Raw genomic sequence first — 21,814 nt, 5'->3', positions numbered from 1 at the left:
AGGTTTTGGCTATTGAAAAAATGTACATGGCCAATTTAGTTGGAGCTTTTTCTGATTTTGATAAGTTAACTAAGCTTCTAGCGTTAAGTGGATTTATGCAACCTATAAGTGCTTTACAAGAGATAAATACATCAGACTTTTCTTTAAAGACCTCAGAAGATAACATAGAGGCTTTAATTGATGTAGGTTATATAAGACCATATATTTATGATAATGACATTGGAGTAAGTTATAAAAAAGTTAATGAATTATTAGAGAAGCAAAAAGAATATGAAGTTTATAATAAACCAAGTAAAGATATAGAGTTCAATATAAATAAAGTTGAGGAGACTTTTGGGAATATATACACAACTTATGAGGTATTAAAAAAGCAATTAGAAGATTTAATAGATAAAAAACAATATCTAAAGCATACTCATGAGGTTGTTGAATTTTTGAAAGATTCATCTATAGTTATAGAAGATTTATATTCCATGAAGAATTTTAAAGTTGGATTATATAAGGTTAAAAATGAAAATATGATTAAACTTAAAGCTAACTATGAGAATATACCATCAGTAATCCAAAGTATTTGTAAACAGAAAGAATTCACTATATTTATATCGTTTACTCCATTATTATTAGTGATTGAGGCAGAGCGAATTTTTAAATCTGCTAATTGTGAGGAAATAGAAATTCCTAATCATTATGAAGGTACACCTAGCGAAGTTTTAGAAATTATAAACAATGAGATGAATAGCGTAAACTCATCTATAAGAGATATAGAAACTGGCCTAAAAGACTTTTTTAAGACTAATCATAAAATTATAGGGATTTTAAAAAATAGCTACGAGCTTGAGCTTAAAGCAGGGGAAATAAAAAAAATGTCAGCTTGTACACAGGAGTTCTTTTATACTTCTGGGTGGATACCTAAAAGTAATATAAAGGACTTGGAAAGGATTTTAGAAGGATTTGAAGAAAAAATATTAGTAATAATAAAAAATACAAGTGAACTTAACAATGAAAATATTATTCCACCTACAAAGTTGAAGAACAATAGATTTATAAGACCATTTCAAAGTATAGTAGGAATGTATGGGGTGCCCAATTACCATGAGATAGATCCTACCTTGTTTTTAGCTATAACTTATACTTTGATGTTTGGGGCTATGTTTGGAGATGTAGGTCAGGGAATGGTTTTATTTATAGCAGGGATATATTTAAGAATTAAGCTAAAAAGAGTTAATTTGGGAGGGGTATTAGAAACCCTTGGGATCAGTTCCACTATATTTGGATTTTTGTATGGAAGTATATTTGGATCAGAGCATATTATTAATGCAGTACTAATAAGACCCATGGAAGAAATAAACGATATGTTAGTTGCAGCAGTAATTTTTGGATGTGTCTTTTTGTTAATCGGGTTTGTACTTGGGATTATTAATAAATTAAAAATAAAAGATATAGAACATGGGATTTTTGGAAAAGAAGGATTGATGGGCTTTATTTTTTATGTTGGAGTACTTCTATTAGTAGCTGATAAATTATCAAATACAAATGTATTACCAACATTTACTGTTATTGTATTTTTAGTTTTGTGTTTGATAGTTATACTTTTAAAACAACCTTTAGCAAATAAGATTACTGGTAAAAAAGTCTTATTTAATGATGGTGCTAAAGATTATTTTATAGAAGCAAGTTTTGAAGTTATAGAAACAATATTATCAATGTTTTCTAATACTGTTTCATTTATAAGAGTAGGAGCTTTTGCTTTAAACCATGTTGGATTATTTGTAGCCTTTTCTGCTATGGCGGAAATGAGCAATAATGGAGCAGCTTCAATTTTAATATTAATACTTGGAAACATAATAATAATAGGACTTGAAGGTCTTATTGTATTTATTCAAGGATTAAGACTTCAATATTATGAACTTTTTGGTAAGTATTATAATGGTGGAGGAATTCTTTTTGAACCTATAGAAGTTAGTTTTAAATAGTGAAAATTTATTATTAGAAGAGGTGTAATTAAATGATAATATTATTGATTTTAACGTTTTGCATAGTAATAGGAACAATAACATATGGAGTTGTTCAACAAGGAAAAGAAGAAATAACAGGAAAAAGCAAGGTTAAAAAAGCACTAAAGGTTAATTTAGGTGTATTTCTACCTGTAATGACCTTTGCCTTAGTGATGAATATACCAACTATAGCTTCAGCAGCAGATGTAGCTACATACAATCCAGCAGCTGGATTAGGTTATATAGCAGCAGGTTTATCAACCGGGCTTGCGACTATTGGAGCTGGTTATGCTGTTGGAGCAGTAGGATCATCTGCTCTTGGGGCTGTATCTGAAGATCCTAAGATATTAGGAAAAACACTAATATACGTGGGTCTTGGAGAAGGAATAGCTATATATGGACTTATAATATCTATAATGATTTTATCAAGAATATAATACACCGCTATTCTGTAGAAGCTTAACTCAGCTTCATTAAAGAAAGTTTATTAAATGTTATTTATAAATAAATATTCGAGGTGTGTTATGAGAAGTTTTCTAATTAGTGATAATAGGGATACCCTAATAGGTATGAAGATGGCTGGAATTGATGGAGTAATTATTAGAGAGAGGCAAGAAGTAATAGAAAAGATTGAAGAACTAAAGAAAACTGATGATATAGGAATAATAATAATTACAGAAAAAATCTCACTTATGGTTAATGATTACGTATATAAGTTAAAGTTATCTAAGGATAAACCGCTTATAATTGAAATTCCAGATAGACACGGATCTAATAAAGGACAAGACTCCATATTAAGATACATAAAGGAGTCAATAGGTCTTAAAATTTAGGGGGTATATTTATGACTACAATTGAGGATAAGATAAATTTATTTTCTAAAGTTATATATGATAAGGTCAATGATGAAAAGGAAGAAAAGCTTAAAGCTTTTGATGAGAAAGCTTTGGAAAAAATAACTTTAGAAAAGAAAAAAATAGATGAGCTTAGAAAAGCTATTAAAATTAGCTTAGATAAGAAATACAATATTAAAGCTAATGAAATAATTGCAAAAGAGAAACTTAATAAACAAAAAGCCATATTAGCAATAAAGGAAGAATTAATCAATAATACCTTATCAGAGGTTAAGGCTAGGCTTTTATATTTTATTTCATCTAAAGAATATAAGAATTATTTTATTTCCTTGTTAGTAAGTATTTTTGATGAGCTAGAGGAAGGTAAATATAATCTGATTGTTCTAGATAGGGATTATAAAAGATTTGAGGAAGATATTAAATCTGCTATAAATAAATATTCTCATATAGATATAAAAGTTGAAACATCAAATGAGGAATTTATAGGTGGTGTAATATTAAAAGACGAAAAAGAAACCTTCAAAATTGATAATAGTCTTTATTATAAGTTAGAAGAATGTAAAGAATTTATAGGTATAAAGGTTATGGAAAAGTTAGCGTAGGAGATGGTTTTATGGAAGGTAGAATAATAGGAGTCAATGGTCCTGTGATAAAAGCCGAGGGAATGAAAGGCTTTAAAATGAGAGAAATGGTCACTGTAGGATCAAAAAAATTAATTGGTGAAATAATTATTTTAGAAGAAGATTTTGCGACCATTCAAGTTTATGAAGAAACAGGCGGACTTAAAATAGGAGAAAAAGTGATTTCCACAGGTAATCCACTTTCACTAAAATTAGGACCTGGGTTATTGGGAAGTATTTTTGATGGAATAGAAAGACCATTAGAGAAAATAAATGAAGATTCTGATGGATTTATACCAGAAGGAATAGGGCTTATATCTATAGATGAAGAAAAACTTTGGGAAGTAAAAGTAACGGTTAATATTGGTGATGAGCTAGAAGCAGGTCAAGTCTATGCTGAAATTCAAGAAACACCTTCTATAACCCATAAGTTAATGGTTCCTCCAGATTTACAAGGAAAAGTTAAAGATATAAAACCAAATGGAAAATATAATATAGAAGAGGTAATAGTCACTCTAGAAAATAATGATGGTGTTCATGAACTTAAACTATACCAGCTTTGGCCAGTAAGAAAACCAAGACCTGTTAAAGAGAAGAAGACGATATTTAGACCCTTAATAACAGGTCAAAGAATAATTGATATGTTTTTTCCACTTGCAAAAGGTGGAACCTGTGCTATTCCAGGTGGATTTGGAACAGGGAAAACAATGACTCAACATCAATTAGCTAAATGGTCAGATGCAGATATAATAGTCTATATTGGTTGTGGAGAGCGTGGAAATGAAATGACTGAGGTATTAGAAGATTTTCCTAAACTTATAGATCCTAGAACTAATCTTGCACTTATGAATAGAACTATTTTGATAGCTAATACGTCTAATATGCCAGTTGCAGCTAGAGAAGCCAGTATTTACACTGGAATAACTTTAGCGGAGTACTTTAGAGACATGGGTTATCATGTAGCTATTATGGCAGATTCAACATCAAGATGGGCAGAAGCCTTAAGAGAGATTTCAGGAAGACTTGAGGAAATGCCAGCAGAGGAAGGATATCCAGCTTATTTACCTTCAAGAATAGCAGAATTTTATGAGAGAGCAGGATACGTTGATACATTAAATGAAGAAGAAGGATCTGTAACTGTAATTGGAGCAGTTTCGCCAGCAGGAGGAGATTTCTCAGAGCCAGTTACTCAAAACACCAAACGATTTGTATCAGCCTTTTTAGGTCTTGATAAAAAACTTGCTTATGCAAGACATTATCCAGCTATTAATTGGTTAGCTAGTTATAGTGGGTATTTGCCACTTCTTAGAGAATGGTATGAGGAAAATGTAGCTGATGATATTTTTAGCTTAAGAGCAGATATGCTTAAACTGTTGTATGAAGAAGATAAACTTTTGGAAATAGTTAAGTTAGTTGGTGAAGATGTTCTTCCAGACGATCAAAGACTTATTATAGAAGTTGCTAAAGCTTTAAAGGTAGGATTCCTTCAGCAAAATGCCTATAATGCAGTGGATACCTATGTACCACTAGATAAGCAATATAAAATGCTAAAGGTTATAAATAGTTTTTATAAACAAGGGGTAAAAGCAGTTAAGCTTGGAATACCAATAGCTATAATAATGGACAGAGATCTAATAGAAAGAATATATAAAATGAAATATAACATTCCAAACGATAACTTAAATGAAATAGATGATCTAGAGAACGATATAGCAAATTATATGAATAATCTTATAGCAAAATATAGATAGGAGGAGGATGGAGTGAGGAAAGAGTATTTAACCTTAAATAGAGTTCAAGGGCCCTTAATTGTATTATCTAATGTAAAAGATGTTGCTTACGATGAAATTGTAGATATTATAGTTGATGGAAAAGATAAGAAGAAAGGCAAAGTAGTTCAAATTCATAAAGACAAGGCAATAATACAAGTATTTGAATCTACTATTGGTATGTCTGTAGATAATACGTCAGTTCATTTTAGAGGAGAATCACTTAAGATACCACTATCTAAGGATATATTAGGAAGAGAGTTTAATGGGGTAGGAGAATGCAGAGATAAGGGTGGGGAAATATATTCATCTAAGAAGTATGATGTTAATGGAAGACCTATGAATCCTGTAGCAAGAAAATATCCAAGAGACTATATTCAAACAGGAATATCATCTATTGATTGTTTATCAACCCTTATAAGAGGACAAAAGCTTCCCATTTTCTCTGGAAATGGTATGCAACATAATGAGCTTGCAGCGCAGATTGTTAAGCAAGCTAAGATTTCAGAAGAAAATGAGGATAATTTCTGCATTGTTTTTGGAGCCATGGGAATAAAATACGACGATGCTAACTTCTTTAAGAAAAATTTTGAAGAAGCCGGAGTTCTTGAAAAAGTAGTTATGTTCACTAATTTGGCAGACGATCCTATAGTAGAGAGGATAGTAACACCAAGATGTGCTTTAACTGCCGCTGAATATTTAGCTTTTGAAGAAGGTATGCATGTGCTTGTAATATTAACGGATATAACGAGCTATTGTGAAGCTTTAAGAGAACTATCATCTTTAAGAGAAGAGGTTCCTAGTAGAAAAGGATATCCAGGATATTTATATTCAGATTTAGCATCTTTATATGAAAGAGCAGGTATGATGATTGGAAAACAAGGTAGTATAACTCAGATACCAATACTTACAATGCCAAATGATGATATAACTCATCCTATACCAGACCTTACTGGGTTTATAACAGAGGGGCAGATAGTTTTAAGTAGGGGCATACAGCAAAGAGATATATATCCATCAGTTAATATACTTCCTTCTTTATCAAGACTTATGAAAGACGGTATAGGTGAAGGTTTTACTAGAGAGGATCATAGTGAGGTTTCTAATCAGATATTTGCAGCATATTCTAAGGTTCAGGATGTAATAGCCTTAGCTCAGGTTATAGGAGAAGAGGAACTTTCAGAACTTGATAAAAACTATATGGAGTTTGGAAGAGTATTTGAAAATAGATTTTTAAAACAAGATTATGATGAAAATAGAGAAATGGAAGAAACATTAGATTTAGCTTGGCAGGTATTAGGTATATTACCTAGAAAAGAATTAGATAGAGTTTCACCAGATATATTGAATAAATATTATAAAGCTATGGAGAGATAATATGGAAAACTTTGTGCCAACTAAAGCGAATCTAATGGCTGCTAAAAATTCTTTAGAGTTCTCTAAAAAGGGGTTTGAATTACTAGATAAAAAAAGAAATGTTTTGATTAGAGAGATGATGTCATATGTAGCTACAGCGCATGAGTTACAGGAAAAAATAAATATAACTTTTGGAAAGGCATATGAAGCATTGATTGAAGCGAACATCATATCTGGTGTAGTAAATGTTGAGGATATTTCTATGACTGTAGAAGAAGCTAATGACTATGAATTATTATTTAAAAGTGTTATGGGAGTTGAAGTACCTATAATAAATTTTGATAAAAAAGACATAAATCTTAAATATAGCGTTTTTAGAACTGGTGCAGCTATAGATGAGGCTATGAGAGAATTCAATAATGTTAGATATTTAACTTATGAATTAGCGGAAGTTGAAAATGCTGTATACAAATTAGCTATGGAGGTCAAAAAGACCCAAAAGAGAGCTAATGCACTTCAAAATATACAAATTCCAAAATTTCAAGAGATAGTAAAGTTTGTTACAGAGGTTTTAGAAGAAAAAGATAGGGAAGATTTCTTTAGATTGAAAATTGTAAAAAAGAAACATAAAATAGAATATTAATAACTTATTAAAGCATAGAAGAATTTAGACTTTCTATGCTTTTTTGTTTATATTGTAATAATTATTTTAATATTTTTAGGCTAAAAATGTGATATTATAGAATTGAGTCGGAGGTGCTTTGTTAGAAAATAGTATTAAAGACTGTTTAAGTTGATTATATATATCTCTATAGGATATAATTATGTATAGTTATAAGTTTTAAGGAGACGCATTTATGAAATACGTAATAGCACTAATAAGCACTTTTTTAATCGTGTATTTTATAATACCTTTTTTGATGAAATTATTTGTAAAATATGATTTTTTGGATAAGCCTACTCAGAGAAAAAATCATAGAGAGCCGATTCCTCTTTGTGGTGGAGTAGGTATGTTTATAGGTTTTTTTGTAGTTTATTTTTTAGCTATGGGAAGGAATATAAACAAGGAAAATATAAGTGTTTTTATTGGAGCATTAGCAATATTAATTATAGGACTAGTTGATGATTACTATAAAACAAGAGGAAAAGAATTCCCTATTTACCCAAGATTTTTGGTCCAAATATTAGCTGCTATATTAGTTTATAATAGCGGAATATCATTTTCTGGATTTACTAATCCAATAACAGGTGAATTTGTACAACTTCATATAGCTTTACAATTTTTATTAACTGTAACCTGGCTATTTGGGGTCACAACAGTTATAAATTGGTCAGATGGAATGGATGGACTTGCAGGTAGTATTTCTACAATATCATCTGTAACGTTGTTTATTGTAGCTCTTGTTATGAATCAAAGTGATTCTGCAATTGTATGTATTATTTTAGTAGGAGCAATACTCGGGTTTTTAAATTATAACAGACATCCAGCAGTGGTTTTTATGGGAGATTCAGGCGCTAACTTTTTAGGTTTTATATTAGGAATAATAGCCTTAGATGGTGCTTTTAAACAAGCTACTATAATGAGTCTTTTTATACCTATATTAGCATTAGGGGTACCCATATTTGATAATATATTTGTTATATTCAAAAGATATACAGAAGGGAAACCAGTATATCAAGCTGATAGAAGCCAAATTCATTTTAGGTTACAAGAAAAAGGTCTTACCACAAATCAAGTTGTGGCATATATATGTGCCATAAGTTTTGTATTAAGTTTGTTATCAATAGTATTATTATTTATTAAGATATAAAAGCGATCAAGTCGCTTTTTTATTTTTAGGTTATAATATCTTAAAGGGGTGATTTAATGAATATAAATTTTAATGAAAAAATAAATCGGTTAAATACAGGCAACATTAAATGGGATAATTATGGAGAAGATTACATACCATTATGGGTAGCTGATATGGATTTTAAATCTCCTGATGAAGTCTTGGAAGCTCTAGAGAAAAGAATTGCTCATGGAATATTTGGTTATACAAAGGAAGACAAAGAATTAACAAATATCATAGTGGAGCATTTTAAAAAGCAATACGGTTATGAAATAGACAGCTCTTGGATTGTGTGGCTTCCAAGTGTTATGCCAGCGGTAAATGTTATATGTAGGATGATTGAAGGGTCAATAATGATTAATACTCCTATGTATATGAATATAAGAAGTGCTCCTATTAATGCAGATAAGGAGATAATAGAGGTTCCTTTAAAGCATACACAAGGAGCATATACCTTTGATTTTGAAGCTATGGAGAAATCCATTAAAGCTGATACAAAATTATTTATATTGTGTAATCCGCATAATCCAGTAGGAAGAGTTTACACAAAAGAAGAATTAGATAAATTAGTAGTTTTTGCTAAAAAACATAATTTAATAATTTGTTCAGACGAAATTCATTGTGAACTGGTTTATGAAAAGAAACATATTCCAATGGTTACATTAAAGGATGAATTTATTAATAGCATAACTTTAATGAGTCCAGGGAAAACATATAATCTTCCTGGAATACCAATTGCTTTTGGTGTGATTCCAGACAAGGATTTAAGAAACCAATTTTTGAAGGCTTCAGCAGGTATACTACCAAAACCAGGAGTATTAAACTATGAGGTGTGTAAGGCTGCCTATAGTAAAGGGGACTCTTGGAGACAAGAACTTTTAAAGCATTTAAAAGGTAATATAGATTTTCTAAAGGAAGAAATAAATAGAAGAATGCCAGCTTTAAAAATAGGAGAAGTTGAAGGAAGTTACTTAGCCTGGATTGATGCTAGGGAATTAGGAATAGATGATCCGTATAAATTTTTCTTAAAGGAAGCTAAAGTGGTTTTCTCCGATGGAAGAGATTTTGGTGAAAGTGGATACCTAAGATTGAATTTTGCTTGCAGTAGAGAAGTGTTGGAAGAAGCCTTAGATAGGATGGAGAATGCTATAAATAAAATATTTAAGTTATAAATAATAAATTATTTACACTTTAAATCATATAATGTATAATATAAAAAACACTTATCGAGAGAGGTGGAGGGGCTGGCCCTATGAAACCCAGCAACCCATAAGTTTTCATTTAGACTTACAGGGTGCTAATTCCTGCAACGATTTAGTTGGAAGATAAGGATATTGCTTGGGGAAGTCTATTTATGCCTAAAGGAAATATCCTTTAGGTTTTTTTGTTTTAAATTTTAAGGGGGTTAACAAATGTTTATAAAGGATATTTTTAAAGAAAAAAAGGTTGTATTTTCGTTTGAAATATTTCCACCAAAAACAACATCATCATTGGATACTATATATAAAACTATAGAGGATTTAAAAGATTTAAAGCCAGATTTTATATCAGTAACTTATGGGGCTGGTGGAAGTACTATAGATAATAAGACAACTTTACTATCGTCTTTAATAAAAAATAAATACGGAATAGAATCAGCGGCTCATTTAACCTGTATAGGTTCATCTAAAAAGGATATTGAGACAATACTAGAAGATTTAAAGAAAAATAATATTGAAAATATTTTGGCTTTAAGAGGTGATATTCCAGAGTATAAAACTTCAAGTGGTGAGTTTTCATACGCGTATGAATTAATATCTCATATAAAAGAACATGGGGATTTTGGAATAAGTGCAGCTTGTTATCCAGAGGGACATCTTGAATGTAGAGATTTGGATTTAGATATAGTTAGACTTAAACAAAAAGTGGAAAATGGAGCAGAACATTTAGTTTCACAACTTTTTTTTAACAATAATGTTTTTTATGATTTTTTAGAAAAATGTTCTAAGAAATCTATAGAGGTACCTATTGAAGCAGGTATAATGCCGGTAATAAATAAAAAGCAAATAGAGAGAATAACCGCTTTATGTGGAGCAGAATTACCAGGAAAATTTATTAAGATTATGAATAAATATGAGCATAATCCAGAGGCTCTAAGAGATGCTGGAATAGCTTATGCAGTAGAACAGATAGTTGATTTATTATCATCAGGTGTAAGAGGAATTCATTTATATACTATGAATAATCCTTTGGTTGCAAGAAGGATAACAGAAAGTGTAGGATCTATTATTACAAGTTTAAACAAGGATATAATTGTTTAAATAAAATCATTGCTATTTGAGAAAAATATCTATGACTAAACATAGAAGGAGTGATTTTATGAACAGAGAAAGTCAACAGGACGCATTTAAAGTTGCAAAAAAGATGATGATAGATGGTGAAGATTGGGATAAAATAATGCAAGAAACTAGACTTAGATTAAAGGATTTAAAAAGAATACAGCAAAATGAAATAGACCCACATTTCTAGGATTAAGTAAGAACCTATAGACTAAATAATTAGTTTATAGGCTCTTTTTATATTAGGGATTTTCTCCTTTAAGAAAATATTAAGAACATTACTATAAAAATATTAAGAAAATGAAGATATTATAAGTTTATAGAATAAAAGGAGTGAGTAGTAATGAAGAGCAAAGGGAAAGCATTAATATTTTCCATATTACCTGGAGGAGGACATTTCTATTTAGGTACCTATACTAGAGGAATTATTTTTCTTATAAGTTCAATAATATTTTCTATGAGTTTTAGAAACTATGGATACGGGCCATTTAATGTCTTTAACGGATTAAATAATTTATTTCATAACTTTGCCGTTTTAATTTGGATTTATTCAGCTATTGATGCATATGTTAGCGCTGATTATATTAATAATGGCGGAATTAAATTGGAAGATGAGAGGAGTTTTTCTACTAGAAATAAAAATCTTTTAGGAATTATCTTGGCTTTAGTACCAGGATTAGGACATCTTTATGAAGAGTATTCTGAAAAAGGATCTAAGCTATTAGTTATTTTCATTGTAACTGCAGCAATAGGTGGATTTTTTAATACTGGACTAATAAATGACTTGTTGCTTATTTTATCAATATATTCAGTTTTAGATTTGATGGCAATGAGGGAAGGGAAAAGTTTTGGATTTAAGGTAGAAAACTCAAAAGAGTTTAAGACAATTATTAAAATAGCAGGAATTGCTTTAATAGCATTTGGTATATCTCAAGGATTCCAAATAGCATCAACATATTTAGTTGATTATGGCTTTAATTATCTATTAAATATAGTTTCATTAGGAATGAAAGCTCTTATTTTAATAATAATAGGTATGATTATATTATATAAAACTAGAAAATAAGTTTTTTAAAACAGTACACGATAAATCTTAATCGTGTACTGTTTTTTTGTATATGAAACAAATATTTTTATGTTAAAATTAAGTGGTTAACTTCTCTATAGTTAAGATTAAAAACTTAACTATAGAGAAGTTAATGTTTTATTATTAACTTATATTATATTTTATATTATGATTAAATAATAAATTTGGACAACTAGTTTTATAATGGAATAATTTTAAATAATTTCAATTATAAAATTAATGCAAAAATTCGAAGCATATGCAATAATTATAGTATATAAACTGAAAGGGGAAAAACGATGGCAGTTAGAACAATCGTACAATTAGGCGATGAACATTTAAAAAAAATATCAGAGCCTGTGAAAGAAATTAATGAAGAAATATTAAACCTTGTTAGGGATTTAAAGGATACTTTAGCTACAGTTGAGGGAGTTGGACTTGCAGCACCTCAGATAGCTGTGAATAAAAGAGTTATATATATAGACTTAAGAGATGGCTCAGAGCCGATTGTATTAATAAATCCTGTTATAACTGAAAAAGAAGGCAGTGAGATGGATTATGAAGGCTGCTTAAGCTATGTAGGTTATGAAGGTATGGTTGAAAGACCTACTAGAGTTGTAGTTCAGGCTTTAAATGAAGACGGAGATTTAATGGAATATGAAGCAGAAGACTTTTTAGCTAGATGCTTCTGCCATGAAATAGATCATCTTGAAGGAATTATGTATACAGATAAAGCTACTGAGATCTTTGAACTTGAGGAAGAAGAGTACGAAGATGAAGAAGAATACGAAGAATAAAAAAGCGACATTGTCGCTTTTTTTATTGTATAGGAAAGTAAAGTTTATATTGTAGACATTTTAGAAGAATTTATATATAAAATGAGCTGAAGCCGCATAAACACTATATATAGTTATATATCTAGCTATCTATATAGAGAAATATATATCTAGATATATTCCTATTTCTTTATTGACATGTATTTTTTATAGAAGTATAATATCCTTTTAATGGGAAAAGAAGGTGATGTAATGCATAAAGATTTTAATGAAGAACAAGAGATTTTAAAACAAAAGATTCATAGAGTAGAGCGTGAAATAAAAAAAAGAGAAGATGAAGAAGAAAAGTTTAAGGATAAAATAGCACTTTTAAAAAAAGCAGCTAAGGGTAGTTATAATTTAGAACTAGAAAATACAAAAATAATATATGATATTGTAAATAAAAATCTTCAGAATTATAGAGAATCTATAGTTAATCCGTATTTTGGAAGGATTGATTTTAAAGAAGATAAAAAAATACCTGAGAGTCTTTATATAGGTAAACATGGAATATATAGTTCCGAGGATGGAGAAGAAATAGTAATAGACTGGAGAGCTCCTATATCAGATCTTTATTATAGTGGAACTGAAGGTGAAGCCTATTATAGATCACCTATTGGTGTAATAAGTGGAAAGCTATTACTAAAGAGAAAGTTTTTAATAAAAGACGGTGACCTTGAGAAAATTTTTGATGATGGAATAAATGAGATAATACTAAAGGGTGAAGAAGTAGATCAAGAAAACCAATTAGTGGATGAATTTTTGAAGATTAATCTAGAGGAAAGTGCCGGTAGCAAATTAAAAGAAGTTGTGGCAACGATTCAAAGAGAACAGAACGACATAATTAGAGCTCCACTAAACTTCCCTATAATTGTTCAAGGATCAGCTGGATCTGGGAAAACTACAATAGCTTTACATAGGTTAGCTTATTTGGTGTATAGATATAATGAAAAAATAACAGGAAAAGATATATTGGTTTTAGCACCTAATAAGTTATTTTTAGATTATATATCTGAGATACTTCCAAACTTAGGAACCTATGATGTTAATCAAAAAACTTTTGCACTACTAGGTAAAGACTATTTAAACTTTAAAAGTAAAGTGTATTCAAGAGATGATAAGTTAAAGGAAATCCTTGAAGGTGATCAAGAGAAAAGTAAACTAATCAAAAATTCTAGTAAAGTAAAAGGCTCTTTAGTATTTAAGGTTATACTTGATAGACTTATAACCATTTGGGAAAGAGAGTCACAAAACCTCAAGGATATAAAGGTTCAAGGCTTTACATTATATAATGAAAAAGAAATAAAGAGATTATATTTTAAAGATTTAGTACACTTTCCAGTAAATAAAAGAATAGAAGAAATTTATAAGTATTTTAAAAAGAAATTAGATAATACACTTGTAAAAATATATGAACAGCTAGATTTATTCTATGATTTGAAGATAAATAAAATCAAAAAGAATAATGAGGACTCCAAAGAGCGAAGAGAAAGATTAATTAGCATATATAATCAAAGAGATGAGATAAAAAATAATCTTAAAAAAGAAGCTTTAGTGAAACTTAAAGAATATTTTGATACATGGAACAGCTCTAGTGGAGAAGGACTATATTACAGACTTTTTGAAGATGAAGAAATATTTAATGAAGCTACTGGTGGGAAAATACCTAAAGTGTTAGCTGATTTTATGAAGGAAGAAGTTTTAAATAACAGAGATAAGAATATAATAGATGAAGATGATATAGCTCCACTTTTATATTTAAAATTTAAAACTGAAGGGGTTAAAGAGGAGAATAAGTTTAAACATATAGTAATAGATGAAGCACAGGACTACTCGCCACTTATGTTTATAGTTTCAAAAATGTTGTCTATAGGAAGCTCTATGACAATAGTAGGAGACTTAGGACAAGGAATATATAGCTACAAAGGTATAGACAGCTGGGATGGGTTAATTAGGGATGTATTTGAAGGTGATTGCACTTATATATCATTAAGCCAAAGTTATAGAAGTACTATTGAAATAATAGATTTTGCTAATGAAGTTTTAAGTAAACAACAAAATGCTCCTAAACCAGCTAAGGCAGTTATAAGAAGAGGACCAAAACCTCAGTTAATAAAATTTAGTAATTTTAAAGAATTAGCATCTACTATAGACAATTTAGTAGAGGAAATAACTTCAACTAACAAAAAATCTATAGCTATAATTTGTAAAACCTTTAGAGACTGTAAAAAGCTTAGAGATAGAATAAAAGCTTACAGCAAAACTCAGTGGACTTTAGTAAAAGAGGGAGATAGTGAGTTAGATGTAACTAATATAATACTACCATCCTATCTAACTAAGGGATTGGAATTTGATTGCACTATAATATATGATGTATCTAAGGATGTCTACAAAGACAGTGAAGAAGACAAAAAGCTATTGTATGTAGCATTAACTCGTGCACTTCACAATGAGTACGTTATTTATAATGATGAAGTCAGTGAATTAATAGAGTAATATTTTTAGAAATGGTTGTTAGTAGAGTAGCTCTATGATAGAATTAATGTGAATTTAATAGTAACTAAAAATTCCCCTAAAATGGGGAATTTTTTATGAAGAAAATATAATCAAAAAGTGGAAAGGTGAGTATAATGGAAGAAAAAGAAATAATGTCATTTAAAGATGAAGATGGAAATAAAGTAGACTTTGAGTCAATAGCACGAATATATTTAGAAGAACAAGAATATTTAATACTATCACCATTAAATGGAGATGGCAATGAAGATGATGCATATATATTTAGAGTAGACTACGTAGATGAAAAGCAAGAATTAAACTTAGTAGAAGATGATGAGGAATTTCAAGCAGTTAAGAAAGAATATAAACAATTACTGTATTAAGGAGAGGGAAATATGGTAAAAAATGAAATTATTAAGGCGCTTAAAGAAAAGGGCGTAAGTGACATTGAGGAGATAAAATATAAAAGAGGTTATCTGTTGGTGAAATTCTTTTATGATTTTGATGACGATGAAATATCAGCAGCTAGAACTTATTCAAATGAAGAGGGAACATATGAATCAGAAACAGAGGAATGGTTTAAAGAGTTATATCTTCCTTACCTTTATGATATCTCATTAGACAATGTTGAAGAGTATATAGAAGAGATAACAGAAGAGTATGAGATTCAAGGGCAATTTGTAGCTTATGATGTGGATATAAATAACCCAACCTTTGGAGAATTTTTAGCTATATTTAGCGAAGATGAAGAAGAAGTAGATATTGATGAAGTTGTAGAAGAATTAGATCTATAAAGATAGAGGATAAGCAAAAAGAAACTCAATTAATTGAGTTTCTTTTTTTATGCAGAGTTATGCTATGTACTTTAAATATGTCCTTTTTTTTAAACTTAGTTTATTCTTATAAGTTTTATAAAGTTGCTTTTGTTTTAAAGAAACTGACTTGTCCAAACTTTGACTTAAATTAAGAACTATTTTATTAGTAGGTAACAAAAACTTCAAAAAGAAGTTTAAAAGTGCTCTTTTAATTAAAATTTTTCTATTTAGTATATAACAACCCATACCCAACACCCCATTTATTAGTTGATACTTCAACAAATCTCTTAAGATAATTATAACAAATTCGGAAATTATGTAAAATCATTTCGTATGTCAATTAATTACAAAAAATATATATGTTTGGACAAGTATTTACAAAAAAGTATTTTATAGTGCGGCTGTTTGTTACATAATGTAACAAATTAACAAAAATAGGAAATTATTCAAAAATAATTATATGTCGAAATAGTTAAAATTGATGTATTAAAGTTAGCAACAACAGCTGTTATATGATATAATTTTCCTTGATAAATGTTGAATTTATTTGTAAAATAGTTTTAAGTTTATCTGATGTCTAGCCATTGTAATACTCCCATCTTATATTAAAGTGGGAGATAACAATGGCAGGACCCTAGATAAGTTCAACTAAACTTCAGTGGGAGATCTCAAAACTCCCTCTGAAGTAAGTTTCACTTTATACAAGGAAGAAGGTACATAATGGATATAGATGCATTAATAGCAAGAATCAATGAATTATACAAAAAAAGTAAAGAAGTAGGATTAACAGAAGAGGAAAAAGAAGAGCAAGCTAAATTAAGAAGAAGATATATAGATTCAGTGAAAAGTAATTTTAGGGCTCAATTAGAGACCGTTAAACCTAATAAACCTACGAATAAATATAGAAATTAATTAATTTAATGATGGGGGCGTTTAAAATGATTGTGACTGTTGAAAAGCTTATCAAAGACTTTAACCTTGAAGTATTGGTTAAAGGAGATACAAATAAAGAAATTACTGTAAGCGATATTAATAGACCAGGATTACAACTAGCTGGATTCTATAATTATTTTGCTGCAGAAAGAATACAGGTTATAGGAAAAGCTGAGTGGAGCTTCCTAGAAGACATGGGCATTGAAATCAGAAAAAAAAGATTAAATAAATTTTTAAGTTTTGATTCAACTTGTATTATTATAACAAGAGACTTAGAACCACATGAAGAACTTATAAAAGCTGCGGAAAAAAGTAAGGTGTGGGTTTTAAGAAGTGATACTATAACAACAAAGTTTATAAGTAAGCTAACTATATATTTAGGTGATAAAATGGCACCTGAAACAAGACTTCATGGAGTATTAGTTGATGTATATGGAGTAGGAATATTAATAACAGGAGAAAGTGGTATAGGAAAAAGTGAAACTGCTCTAGAGTTAATAAAAAGAGGGCATAGAATAGCTACTGATGATGCTGTTGATATAAGAGAAATAGATGGAGAACTTGTGGGTTCATCTCCTGAAATAACTTTTGGAATGCTTGAAGTTAGAGGAATGGGAATAATAGATATCTCTGCTTTATATGGACTAAGCTCAATAATTCCATCAAAAGACATAAAATTAGTAATACATTTCGAGCATTGGAAAGATGATGGAGATTACGATAGATTAGGCACTAATGCAGAATTTATGGATATACTAGGGGTTAATGTTAGAAGACTAGTAGTTCCAGTAAGACCAGGTAGAAACATTGCAGTTATAATAGAAGCAGCTGCTGCAAACTATAGATATTCATTGATGTCTAAAGTTACACCAGTAGATATTATAGAAAGTAGAATGAATAAACTTTAATATTATAGCTAAAACATAGGCATACTATAATAAATATTATAGTAAAGGTGGGCCTATGATAATATATGATATTTCTAATAAATTTAAAGAAGTTGAGGAATGGGATAAAGAAAATAGCTTTTATTGGATAATACTACATGCAGAAGAGCTATATAATTTAGAACTTTTGCTGGATGAAGAGTGCATAGTTGAATGTATGGATTTTTCACAATCAGCACAAATTCATTACTATAATGATTATATATTCATGGTACTAAATGTACTGGATTTAAATAAGAAAGATGTTATCTCCAAGGAGCTTAACATCTTTCTTAGTCATAACTTCATTATAACTGTATATAAAGACAGGATAGCAGTCTTAGAAGAGATAATTCAAGATATAAAAGCAAATAAAAATTGCTTTTCCTTAAAGAAAAAAGGAAGACCCGAAGTTGTTTTATATTATATATTAGATAGACTTATAATAAGAAACTACAACATTATGTCAGTAGTTGAAGAGATGGCTGATAAAGCAGAAATAGATATATTAAAATCTCCACGGTCAAATCAAATAGACACTTTAGTATTTTTAAGAAGGCAGACTTACAAAATCAGAAAGATTTTAAATCCTTTAAGATATATAGGAGATGCCTTAATTGCTAATGAAAATGGAATAATAGATGATGAGTACATAGAATATTTCAAGAATATAAATAATAAGATAAGCAAGCTCATGAAGGTAATAGAAACTTTAGTTCAAGACTTAGCTATGGTTAGAGAAGCCTATGAAGCTGAAATATCTAATAAGACTAATGACCTTATGAAGGTATTTACTGTGGTTACAACTATATTTTTGCCGCTAGAATTATTAACGGCAATATTTTCTATGGGATTTAACTACATGCCCTTTAAAGATCACCCATACAGTTTTTTTGGAATATTAGCATTAATGTTAGCTATTGCCTTTGGTATGCTCTTATATTTTAAGAAACATAAAATGTTTTAAGGTAAATTTGAATATACTAAAAAATAGGTGTAAAATATAGTAGATATAAGGCAAGGAGGTATCGGTATGGAACAAAATTTAAGAAAAGAATATGCTTTAGCATGGGATAAATATGATGAAGAGGATCTTAAGAAGGTATTTTCAATAAGTGATAGATACAAGAACTTCATATCTAAATGTAAAACAGAGAGAGAATCAGTAGATGAACTTATAGTTTTAGCTGAAAAAGAAGGCTACAGAAATGTTCAAGATATAATTAATAATGGAGAAACATTAAAAGCTGGAGATAAGGTTTACGCTAACAATATGGGTAAGACCTTAGCACTATTTTTGATAGGAAGTGAACCATTAGAAAAAGGACTAAGAATATTAGGGGCTCATGTAGACTCACCAAGACTAGATTTAAAACAAAATCCATTATATGAAGATGGTGGTTTAGCTTTATTTGATACTCATTACTATGGTGGTGTTAAAAAGTATCAATGGGTTACTATTCCTTTAGCTATACATGGAGTTATAGTTAAAAAAGATGGAACTTTAGTTAAAGTTGAAATTGGTGAGGATGACAATGATCCAGTAGTAGGAATATCTGATCTTTTAATTCACTTAGCTGGAAAACAACTAGAGAAAAAGGCTCGAGAAGTTATAGAAGGCGAAGATTTAAATGTTTTAGTAGGTTCTATGCCTATTAAAAACAAAGAAGTAAAAGAGAGAGTTAAAGAAAATATATTAGTTCTTCTAAATGAAAAATATGGAATAGTAGAAGAAGATTTTGTATCCTCTGAATTAGAAATAGTACCAGCAGGAAAAGCAAGAGATTATGGTTTAGATAGAAGTATGGTTATGGGATATGGACATGACGATAGAATATGTGCTTATACAAGCTTTGAAGCCCTTCTAGAGCTTAAAGATACTGATAGGACATGTGTAGCTCTATTTGTAGATAAAGAGGAAATAGGGAGCGTAGGAGCCACAGGAATGAACTCTAAGTTCTTCGAAAACATATTAGCAGAGATTATGGATAGAAAAGGTGAATATTCTGAGTTAAAGCTTAGAAGATGTTTAAATAATTCTCATATGCTTTCTTCTGATGTTACAGCAGCTCATGATCCTAATTTCCCAGGAGTATTAGAAAAAAATAATGCTGCATACTTCGGTAAAGGGGTTGTATTCTGTAAATATACTGGGGCTAGAGGAAAGTCAGGATCAAATGATGCAAATCCTGAATATATAGCTCGTATAAGAGAAATAATGGATAAAAATGAAGTAGTATGGCAAACAGCTGAACTTGGAAAAGTTGACCAAGGAGGCGGTGGAACAATTGCCTATATACTAGCTCAATACAATATGGAAGTAATCGACTGTGGTATAGCACTTCACAATATGCATGCACCATGGGAAGTTGCAAGTAAAGCTGATATATATGAAGCTGTAAAATGTTATAAAGCATTTTTAAAAGAAATATAATAAAAAAGAAACCTTGGATTTTTCAAGGTTTCTTTTTTCGTGAATAAAGGACTTTCAAAGAAAATATCACTTATTAATATTATCATATTCTTTAAGTTCAAGATTAATAAAGGACTCTATCATACATGTATATACTTTTTCTACTAAATCTTCGTCAACTCCATTTTCTTTTCCTAGAAGACGTACCTTTTCGATAACTTTTTTAACTCTATCTGGAGATTGTACATCATTTTTATCTTTTTTAAATTTAGCAGCTTGATGTACATAAAAGCTTCTCTCAGCTATAAGCTGTATTATTTCTTTATCAACTTTGTCAATACTCTCTCGTACTTCATTTAAGTCAGTACATTCATTCATATCGCTACCCCCTAATATTAATATACTAATTTTAACATAATTTATAAATTTATGTAATATATACTTGACTTACATAGAAGATCGATGTAATATTAATACATAGAATTTCTATGTAAGGATGTGATAAATTTGGTGTCAAAAGATCTTATGGCTGCTTCAGCTAAACCCCTTATTCTTTCGATTTTAGCAACTAAAGAAAGTTATGGATATGAAATAATAAAATCAGTTAAGGAACTATCCAAAGATGAAATAACTTGGAAAGATGGAACCCTGTATCCAGTTCTTAAAAAGTTGTGTGAAAGTAAACTCATTGAATCAGAATGGAAGTCCATAGATGGAAGAAAGAGAAAATACTATAAGATAACAAAGCTTGGGTTAGATACGTTAGAAGAAGAAAAATCTCAGTGGAAGGTAGTAAATAATACTCTAAATAGTTTATGGGGGAATTCGGCATGTTTGAATTAGAAAAAGCATTAAATCAGTGGAAAACAAAACTATATAAAAGCAATTCTTTTTGTGAATCGGATATATTAGAGTTAGAAGAACACATGATAGATGAATTTAACTCTTTAATGAATACTACAAATTTGTCAGAAGAGGAGGCTTTTCTGGTTTCTTGTAGCCGTATTGGTTCAGTAGACTTATTAAGTGAAGAGTTTGAAAAAGTGAATCTAAGAAGTATTTGGTTTAGGAAAATATTTATGTTTTTTTGTGGTTATATTTTAATATCATTTCTACAAAAATTCATCCTTCTTTTTTCTATTATATTAACAGTGAACTTTAGCAAAATACAAATATTAAAGAATATAAAATTAGAACATTCTAATTTCATGATAAGTACATTTATAACATTAGTACTCTTAATTCTTATGTTTACTTCAAAGTTCACATTTATAACTAAATTGCACAATAAATTTAGTAAGCTGTTCTATAATAATAAATGGATATTTATTTTTTGTGTACTTATGATAGCACTGTTAAGTAGCTTTTCAAGTATTTTTTATACTCCAGCACTTCTTAATCATATTAGTATTGAAGAATACGGTAGAATATCTTATGGAAGTAACATGTTTATAGTAATATGGACAATACTAATAATTTTATCTACATCATTTTTATATCTAAAAGAACGTAATAGAGTAGTAATATAAAAAAAGGGGCTGTTGCAAAACTAAAGTAAGTTTTGCAACGGTCCATTTTTTATACAAAAAAATGTGAGTTCCGAAGAA

The 21,814-nt window shown here is 29.5% G+C and carries 23 protein-coding genes and 1 riboswitch; of the genes, 22 read left to right on the top strand and 1 reads right to left on the bottom strand.

From position 1 onward, the window contains the following. Positions 1 to 5 precede the first annotated feature (5 nt). The 20 genes from L1S49_RS05740 (at position 6) to L1S49_RS05645 (ending at position 20,228) form a co-directional block, all read left to right on the top strand. Positions 6 to 1,973, top strand: coding sequence for a V-type ATPase 116kDa subunit family protein (locus L1S49_RS05740; RefSeq protein WP_238903007.1), 1,968 nt, complete (start codon positions 6 to 8; stop codon positions 1,971 to 1,973). Between the two features lie 32 nt (positions 1,974 to 2,005). After that, positions 2,006 to 2,431, top strand: a complete 426-nt coding sequence (locus L1S49_RS05735) for an ATP synthase subunit C (protein ID WP_021802852.1) — start codon at positions 2,006 to 2,008, stop codon at positions 2,429 to 2,431. Between the two features lie 87 nt (positions 2,432 to 2,518). Continuing rightward, complete coding sequence (locus L1S49_RS05730) at positions 2,519 to 2,827, top strand: V-type ATP synthase subunit F (RefSeq protein WP_021802851.1); 309 nt, start codon at positions 2,519 to 2,521, stop codon at positions 2,825 to 2,827. An 11-nt stretch (positions 2,828 to 2,838) separates the two neighbouring features. After that, positions 2,839 to 3,450, top strand: coding sequence for a V-type ATP synthase subunit E family protein (locus tag L1S49_RS05725; RefSeq protein WP_073017770.1), 612 nt, complete (start codon positions 2,839 to 2,841; stop codon positions 3,448 to 3,450). 11 nt (positions 3,451 to 3,461) lie between these two features. Next, complete coding sequence (locus tag L1S49_RS05720; RefSeq protein ID WP_238903005.1) at positions 3,462 to 5,219, top strand: V-type ATP synthase subunit A; 1,758 nt, start codon at positions 3,462 to 3,464, stop codon at positions 5,217 to 5,219. A gap of 12 nt (positions 5,220 to 5,231) precedes the next feature. After that, positions 5,232 to 6,614, top strand: a complete 1,383-nt coding sequence (locus L1S49_RS05715; protein WP_073017766.1) for a V-type ATP synthase subunit B — start codon at positions 5,232 to 5,234, stop codon at positions 6,612 to 6,614. 1 nt (position 6,615) lies between these two features. Next, the gene (locus L1S49_RS05710; RefSeq protein ID WP_021802847.1) at positions 6,616 to 7,236 is read left to right on the top strand and encodes a V-type ATP synthase subunit D; all 621 of its coding nucleotides are present in this window, start codon (positions 6,616 to 6,618) and stop codon (positions 7,234 to 7,236) included. A 214-nt stretch (positions 7,237 to 7,450) separates the two neighbouring features. After that, a complete protein-coding gene (locus L1S49_RS05705; RefSeq protein WP_073017764.1) occupies positions 7,451 to 8,404 on the top strand; it encodes an MraY family glycosyltransferase in 954 nt (317 codons plus the stop codon). 56 nt (positions 8,405 to 8,460) lie between these two features. Then, the gene (locus L1S49_RS05700; protein WP_238903004.1) at positions 8,461 to 9,597 is read left to right on the top strand and encodes a PatB family C-S lyase; all 1,137 of its coding nucleotides are present in this window, start codon (positions 8,461 to 8,463) and stop codon (positions 9,595 to 9,597) included. A gap of 48 nt (positions 9,598 to 9,645) precedes the next feature. Further along, a riboswitch (SAM riboswitch) is annotated at positions 9,646 to 9,757 on the top strand. Between the two features lie 80 nt (positions 9,758 to 9,837). Then, positions 9,838 to 10,725: a methylenetetrahydrofolate reductase [NAD(P)H] gene (metF, locus tag L1S49_RS05695; RefSeq protein WP_238903002.1), complete on the top strand. Its 888-nt coding sequence runs from the start codon at positions 9,838 to 9,840 to the stop codon at positions 10,723 to 10,725. A 58-nt stretch (positions 10,726 to 10,783) separates the two neighbouring features. After that, the gene (locus L1S49_RS05690) at positions 10,784 to 10,933 is read left to right on the top strand and encodes a hypothetical protein (protein WP_181602833.1); all 150 of its coding nucleotides are present in this window, start codon (positions 10,784 to 10,786) and stop codon (positions 10,931 to 10,933) included. Positions 10,934 to 11,086: 153 nt separating this feature from the next. Beyond that, positions 11,087 to 11,809, top strand: a complete 723-nt coding sequence (locus L1S49_RS05685) for a hypothetical protein (RefSeq protein ID WP_238903000.1) — start codon at positions 11,087 to 11,089, stop codon at positions 11,807 to 11,809. A gap of 299 nt (positions 11,810 to 12,108) precedes the next feature. After that, positions 12,109 to 12,606 carry a peptide deformylase gene (gene def, locus L1S49_RS05680; protein ID WP_238902998.1) on the top strand — a complete coding sequence of 166 codons (498 nt, stop codon included), beginning with the start codon at positions 12,109 to 12,111 and terminating at the stop codon, positions 12,604 to 12,606. 210 nt (positions 12,607 to 12,816) lie between these two features. Beyond that, on the top strand, positions 12,817 to 15,120 hold the full coding sequence (gene helD / locus L1S49_RS05675; protein ID WP_238902996.1) for an RNA polymerase recycling motor HelD: 2,304 nt from the start codon (positions 12,817 to 12,819) through the stop codon (positions 15,118 to 15,120). Between the two features lie 134 nt (positions 15,121 to 15,254). Continuing rightward, positions 15,255 to 15,503, top strand: coding sequence for a DUF1292 domain-containing protein (locus L1S49_RS05670; protein WP_238902994.1), 249 nt, complete (start codon positions 15,255 to 15,257; stop codon positions 15,501 to 15,503). A gap of 12 nt (positions 15,504 to 15,515) precedes the next feature. Next, positions 15,516 to 15,914: a hypothetical protein gene (locus L1S49_RS05665; protein ID WP_073017750.1), complete on the top strand. Its 399-nt coding sequence runs from the start codon at positions 15,516 to 15,518 to the stop codon at positions 15,912 to 15,914. Positions 15,915 to 16,655: 741 nt separating this feature from the next. Beyond that, positions 16,656 to 16,847, top strand: a complete 192-nt coding sequence (locus L1S49_RS05660) for a DUF896 domain-containing protein (protein ID WP_021802837.1) — start codon at positions 16,656 to 16,658, stop codon at positions 16,845 to 16,847. 26 nt (positions 16,848 to 16,873) lie between these two features. After that, positions 16,874 to 17,776: an HPr(Ser) kinase/phosphatase gene (hprK, locus tag L1S49_RS05655; RefSeq protein ID WP_238902993.1), complete on the top strand. Its 903-nt coding sequence runs from the start codon at positions 16,874 to 16,876 to the stop codon at positions 17,774 to 17,776. A 55-nt stretch (positions 17,777 to 17,831) separates the two neighbouring features. Then, complete coding sequence (locus L1S49_RS05650; RefSeq protein ID WP_238902991.1) at positions 17,832 to 18,761, top strand: magnesium transporter CorA family protein; 930 nt, start codon at positions 17,832 to 17,834, stop codon at positions 18,759 to 18,761. A 66-nt stretch (positions 18,762 to 18,827) separates the two neighbouring features. Beyond that, entirely contained in the window at positions 18,828 to 20,228 is a 1,401-nt protein-coding gene (locus L1S49_RS05645; RefSeq protein ID WP_238902989.1) for an aminopeptidase, read from the top strand. A 66-nt stretch (positions 20,229 to 20,294) separates the two neighbouring features. Here L1S49_RS05645 and L1S49_RS05640 read toward each other — a convergent pair whose 3' ends face one another. Next, positions 20,295 to 20,585 (bottom strand): chorismate mutase, encoded by a 291-nt coding sequence (locus L1S49_RS05640; RefSeq protein WP_238902988.1) that lies wholly within the window; start codon positions 20,583 to 20,585, stop codon positions 20,295 to 20,297. Between the two features lie 132 nt (positions 20,586 to 20,717). Here L1S49_RS05640 and L1S49_RS05635 point away from each other — a divergent pair, with 132 nt between their 5' ends. Both L1S49_RS05635 and L1S49_RS05630 read left to right on the top strand, forming a co-directional pair. Then, positions 20,718 to 21,050: a PadR family transcriptional regulator gene (locus L1S49_RS05635; RefSeq protein ID WP_238903204.1), complete on the top strand. Its 333-nt coding sequence runs from the start codon at positions 20,718 to 20,720 to the stop codon at positions 21,048 to 21,050. After that, the gene (locus L1S49_RS05630; protein ID WP_238902986.1) at positions 21,038 to 21,736 is read left to right on the top strand and encodes a hypothetical protein; all 699 of its coding nucleotides are present in this window, start codon (positions 21,038 to 21,040) and stop codon (positions 21,734 to 21,736) included. Before L1S49_RS05635 ends, L1S49_RS05630 begins: the two co-directional genes overlap by 13 nt. Positions 21,737 to 21,814 lie beyond the last annotated feature (78 nt).

It is taken from the genome of Clostridium sp. YIM B02506 (genome assembly GCF_022324845.1).
Lineage (GTDB): Bacteria > Bacillota > Clostridia > Clostridiales > Clostridiaceae > Clostridium_T > Clostridium_T intestinale.
The sequence above is the reverse complement of the archived record's forward strand: the minus strand, read 5'-3'. Positions and strand labels throughout refer to the sequence as shown.

Excerpts from the sequence above, each read along its gene's own strand:
- L1S49_RS05735 (WP_021802852.1), top strand. The coding sequence starts at position 2,006 with ATGATAATATTATTGATTTTAACGTTTTGCATAGTAATAGGAACAATA.
- L1S49_RS05730 (WP_021802851.1), top strand. The coding sequence starts at position 2,519 with ATGAGAAGTTTTCTAATTAGTGATAATAGGGATACCCTAATAGGTATG.
- L1S49_RS05725 (WP_073017770.1), top strand. The coding sequence starts at position 2,839 with ATGACTACAATTGAGGATAAGATAAATTTATTTTCTAAAGTTATATAT.
- L1S49_RS05720 (WP_238903005.1), top strand. The coding sequence starts at position 3,462 with ATGGAAGGTAGAATAATAGGAGTCAATGGTCCTGTGATAAAAGCCGAG.
- L1S49_RS05710 (WP_021802847.1), top strand. The coding sequence starts at position 6,616 with ATGGAAAACTTTGTGCCAACTAAAGCGAATCTAATGGCTGCTAAAAAT.
- L1S49_RS05705 (WP_073017764.1), top strand. The coding sequence starts at position 7,451 with ATGAAATACGTAATAGCACTAATAAGCACTTTTTTAATCGTGTATTTT.
- L1S49_RS05700 (WP_238903004.1), top strand. The coding sequence starts at position 8,461 with ATGAATATAAATTTTAATGAAAAAATAAATCGGTTAAATACAGGCAAC.
- metF (WP_238903002.1), top strand. The coding sequence starts at position 9,838 with ATGTTTATAAAGGATATTTTTAAAGAAAAAAAGGTTGTATTTTCGTTT.
- L1S49_RS05690 (WP_181602833.1), top strand. The coding sequence starts at position 10,784 with ATGAACAGAGAAAGTCAACAGGACGCATTTAAAGTTGCAAAAAAGATG.
- L1S49_RS05685 (WP_238903000.1), top strand. The coding sequence starts at position 11,087 with ATGAAGAGCAAAGGGAAAGCATTAATATTTTCCATATTACCTGGAGGA.
- def (WP_238902998.1), top strand. The coding sequence starts at position 12,109 with ATGGCAGTTAGAACAATCGTACAATTAGGCGATGAACATTTAAAAAAA.
- helD (WP_238902996.1), top strand. The coding sequence starts at position 12,817 with ATGGGAAAAGAAGGTGATGTAATGCATAAAGATTTTAATGAAGAACAA.
- L1S49_RS05670 (WP_238902994.1), top strand. The coding sequence starts at position 15,255 with ATGGAAGAAAAAGAAATAATGTCATTTAAAGATGAAGATGGAAATAAA.
- L1S49_RS05665 (WP_073017750.1), top strand. The coding sequence starts at position 15,516 with ATGGTAAAAAATGAAATTATTAAGGCGCTTAAAGAAAAGGGCGTAAGT.
- L1S49_RS05660 (WP_021802837.1), top strand. The coding sequence starts at position 16,656 with ATGGATATAGATGCATTAATAGCAAGAATCAATGAATTATACAAAAAA.
- hprK (WP_238902993.1), top strand. The coding sequence starts at position 16,874 with ATGATTGTGACTGTTGAAAAGCTTATCAAAGACTTTAACCTTGAAGTA.
- L1S49_RS05650 (WP_238902991.1), top strand. The coding sequence starts at position 17,832 with ATGATAATATATGATATTTCTAATAAATTTAAAGAAGTTGAGGAATGG.
- L1S49_RS05645 (WP_238902989.1), top strand. The coding sequence starts at position 18,828 with ATGGAACAAAATTTAAGAAAAGAATATGCTTTAGCATGGGATAAATAT.
- L1S49_RS05640 (WP_238902988.1), bottom strand. The coding sequence starts at position 20,585 with ATGAATGAATGTACTGACTTAAATGAAGTACGAGAGAGTATTGACAAA.
- L1S49_RS05630 (WP_238902986.1), top strand. The coding sequence starts at position 21,038 with ATGTTTGAATTAGAAAAAGCATTAAATCAGTGGAAAACAAAACTATAT.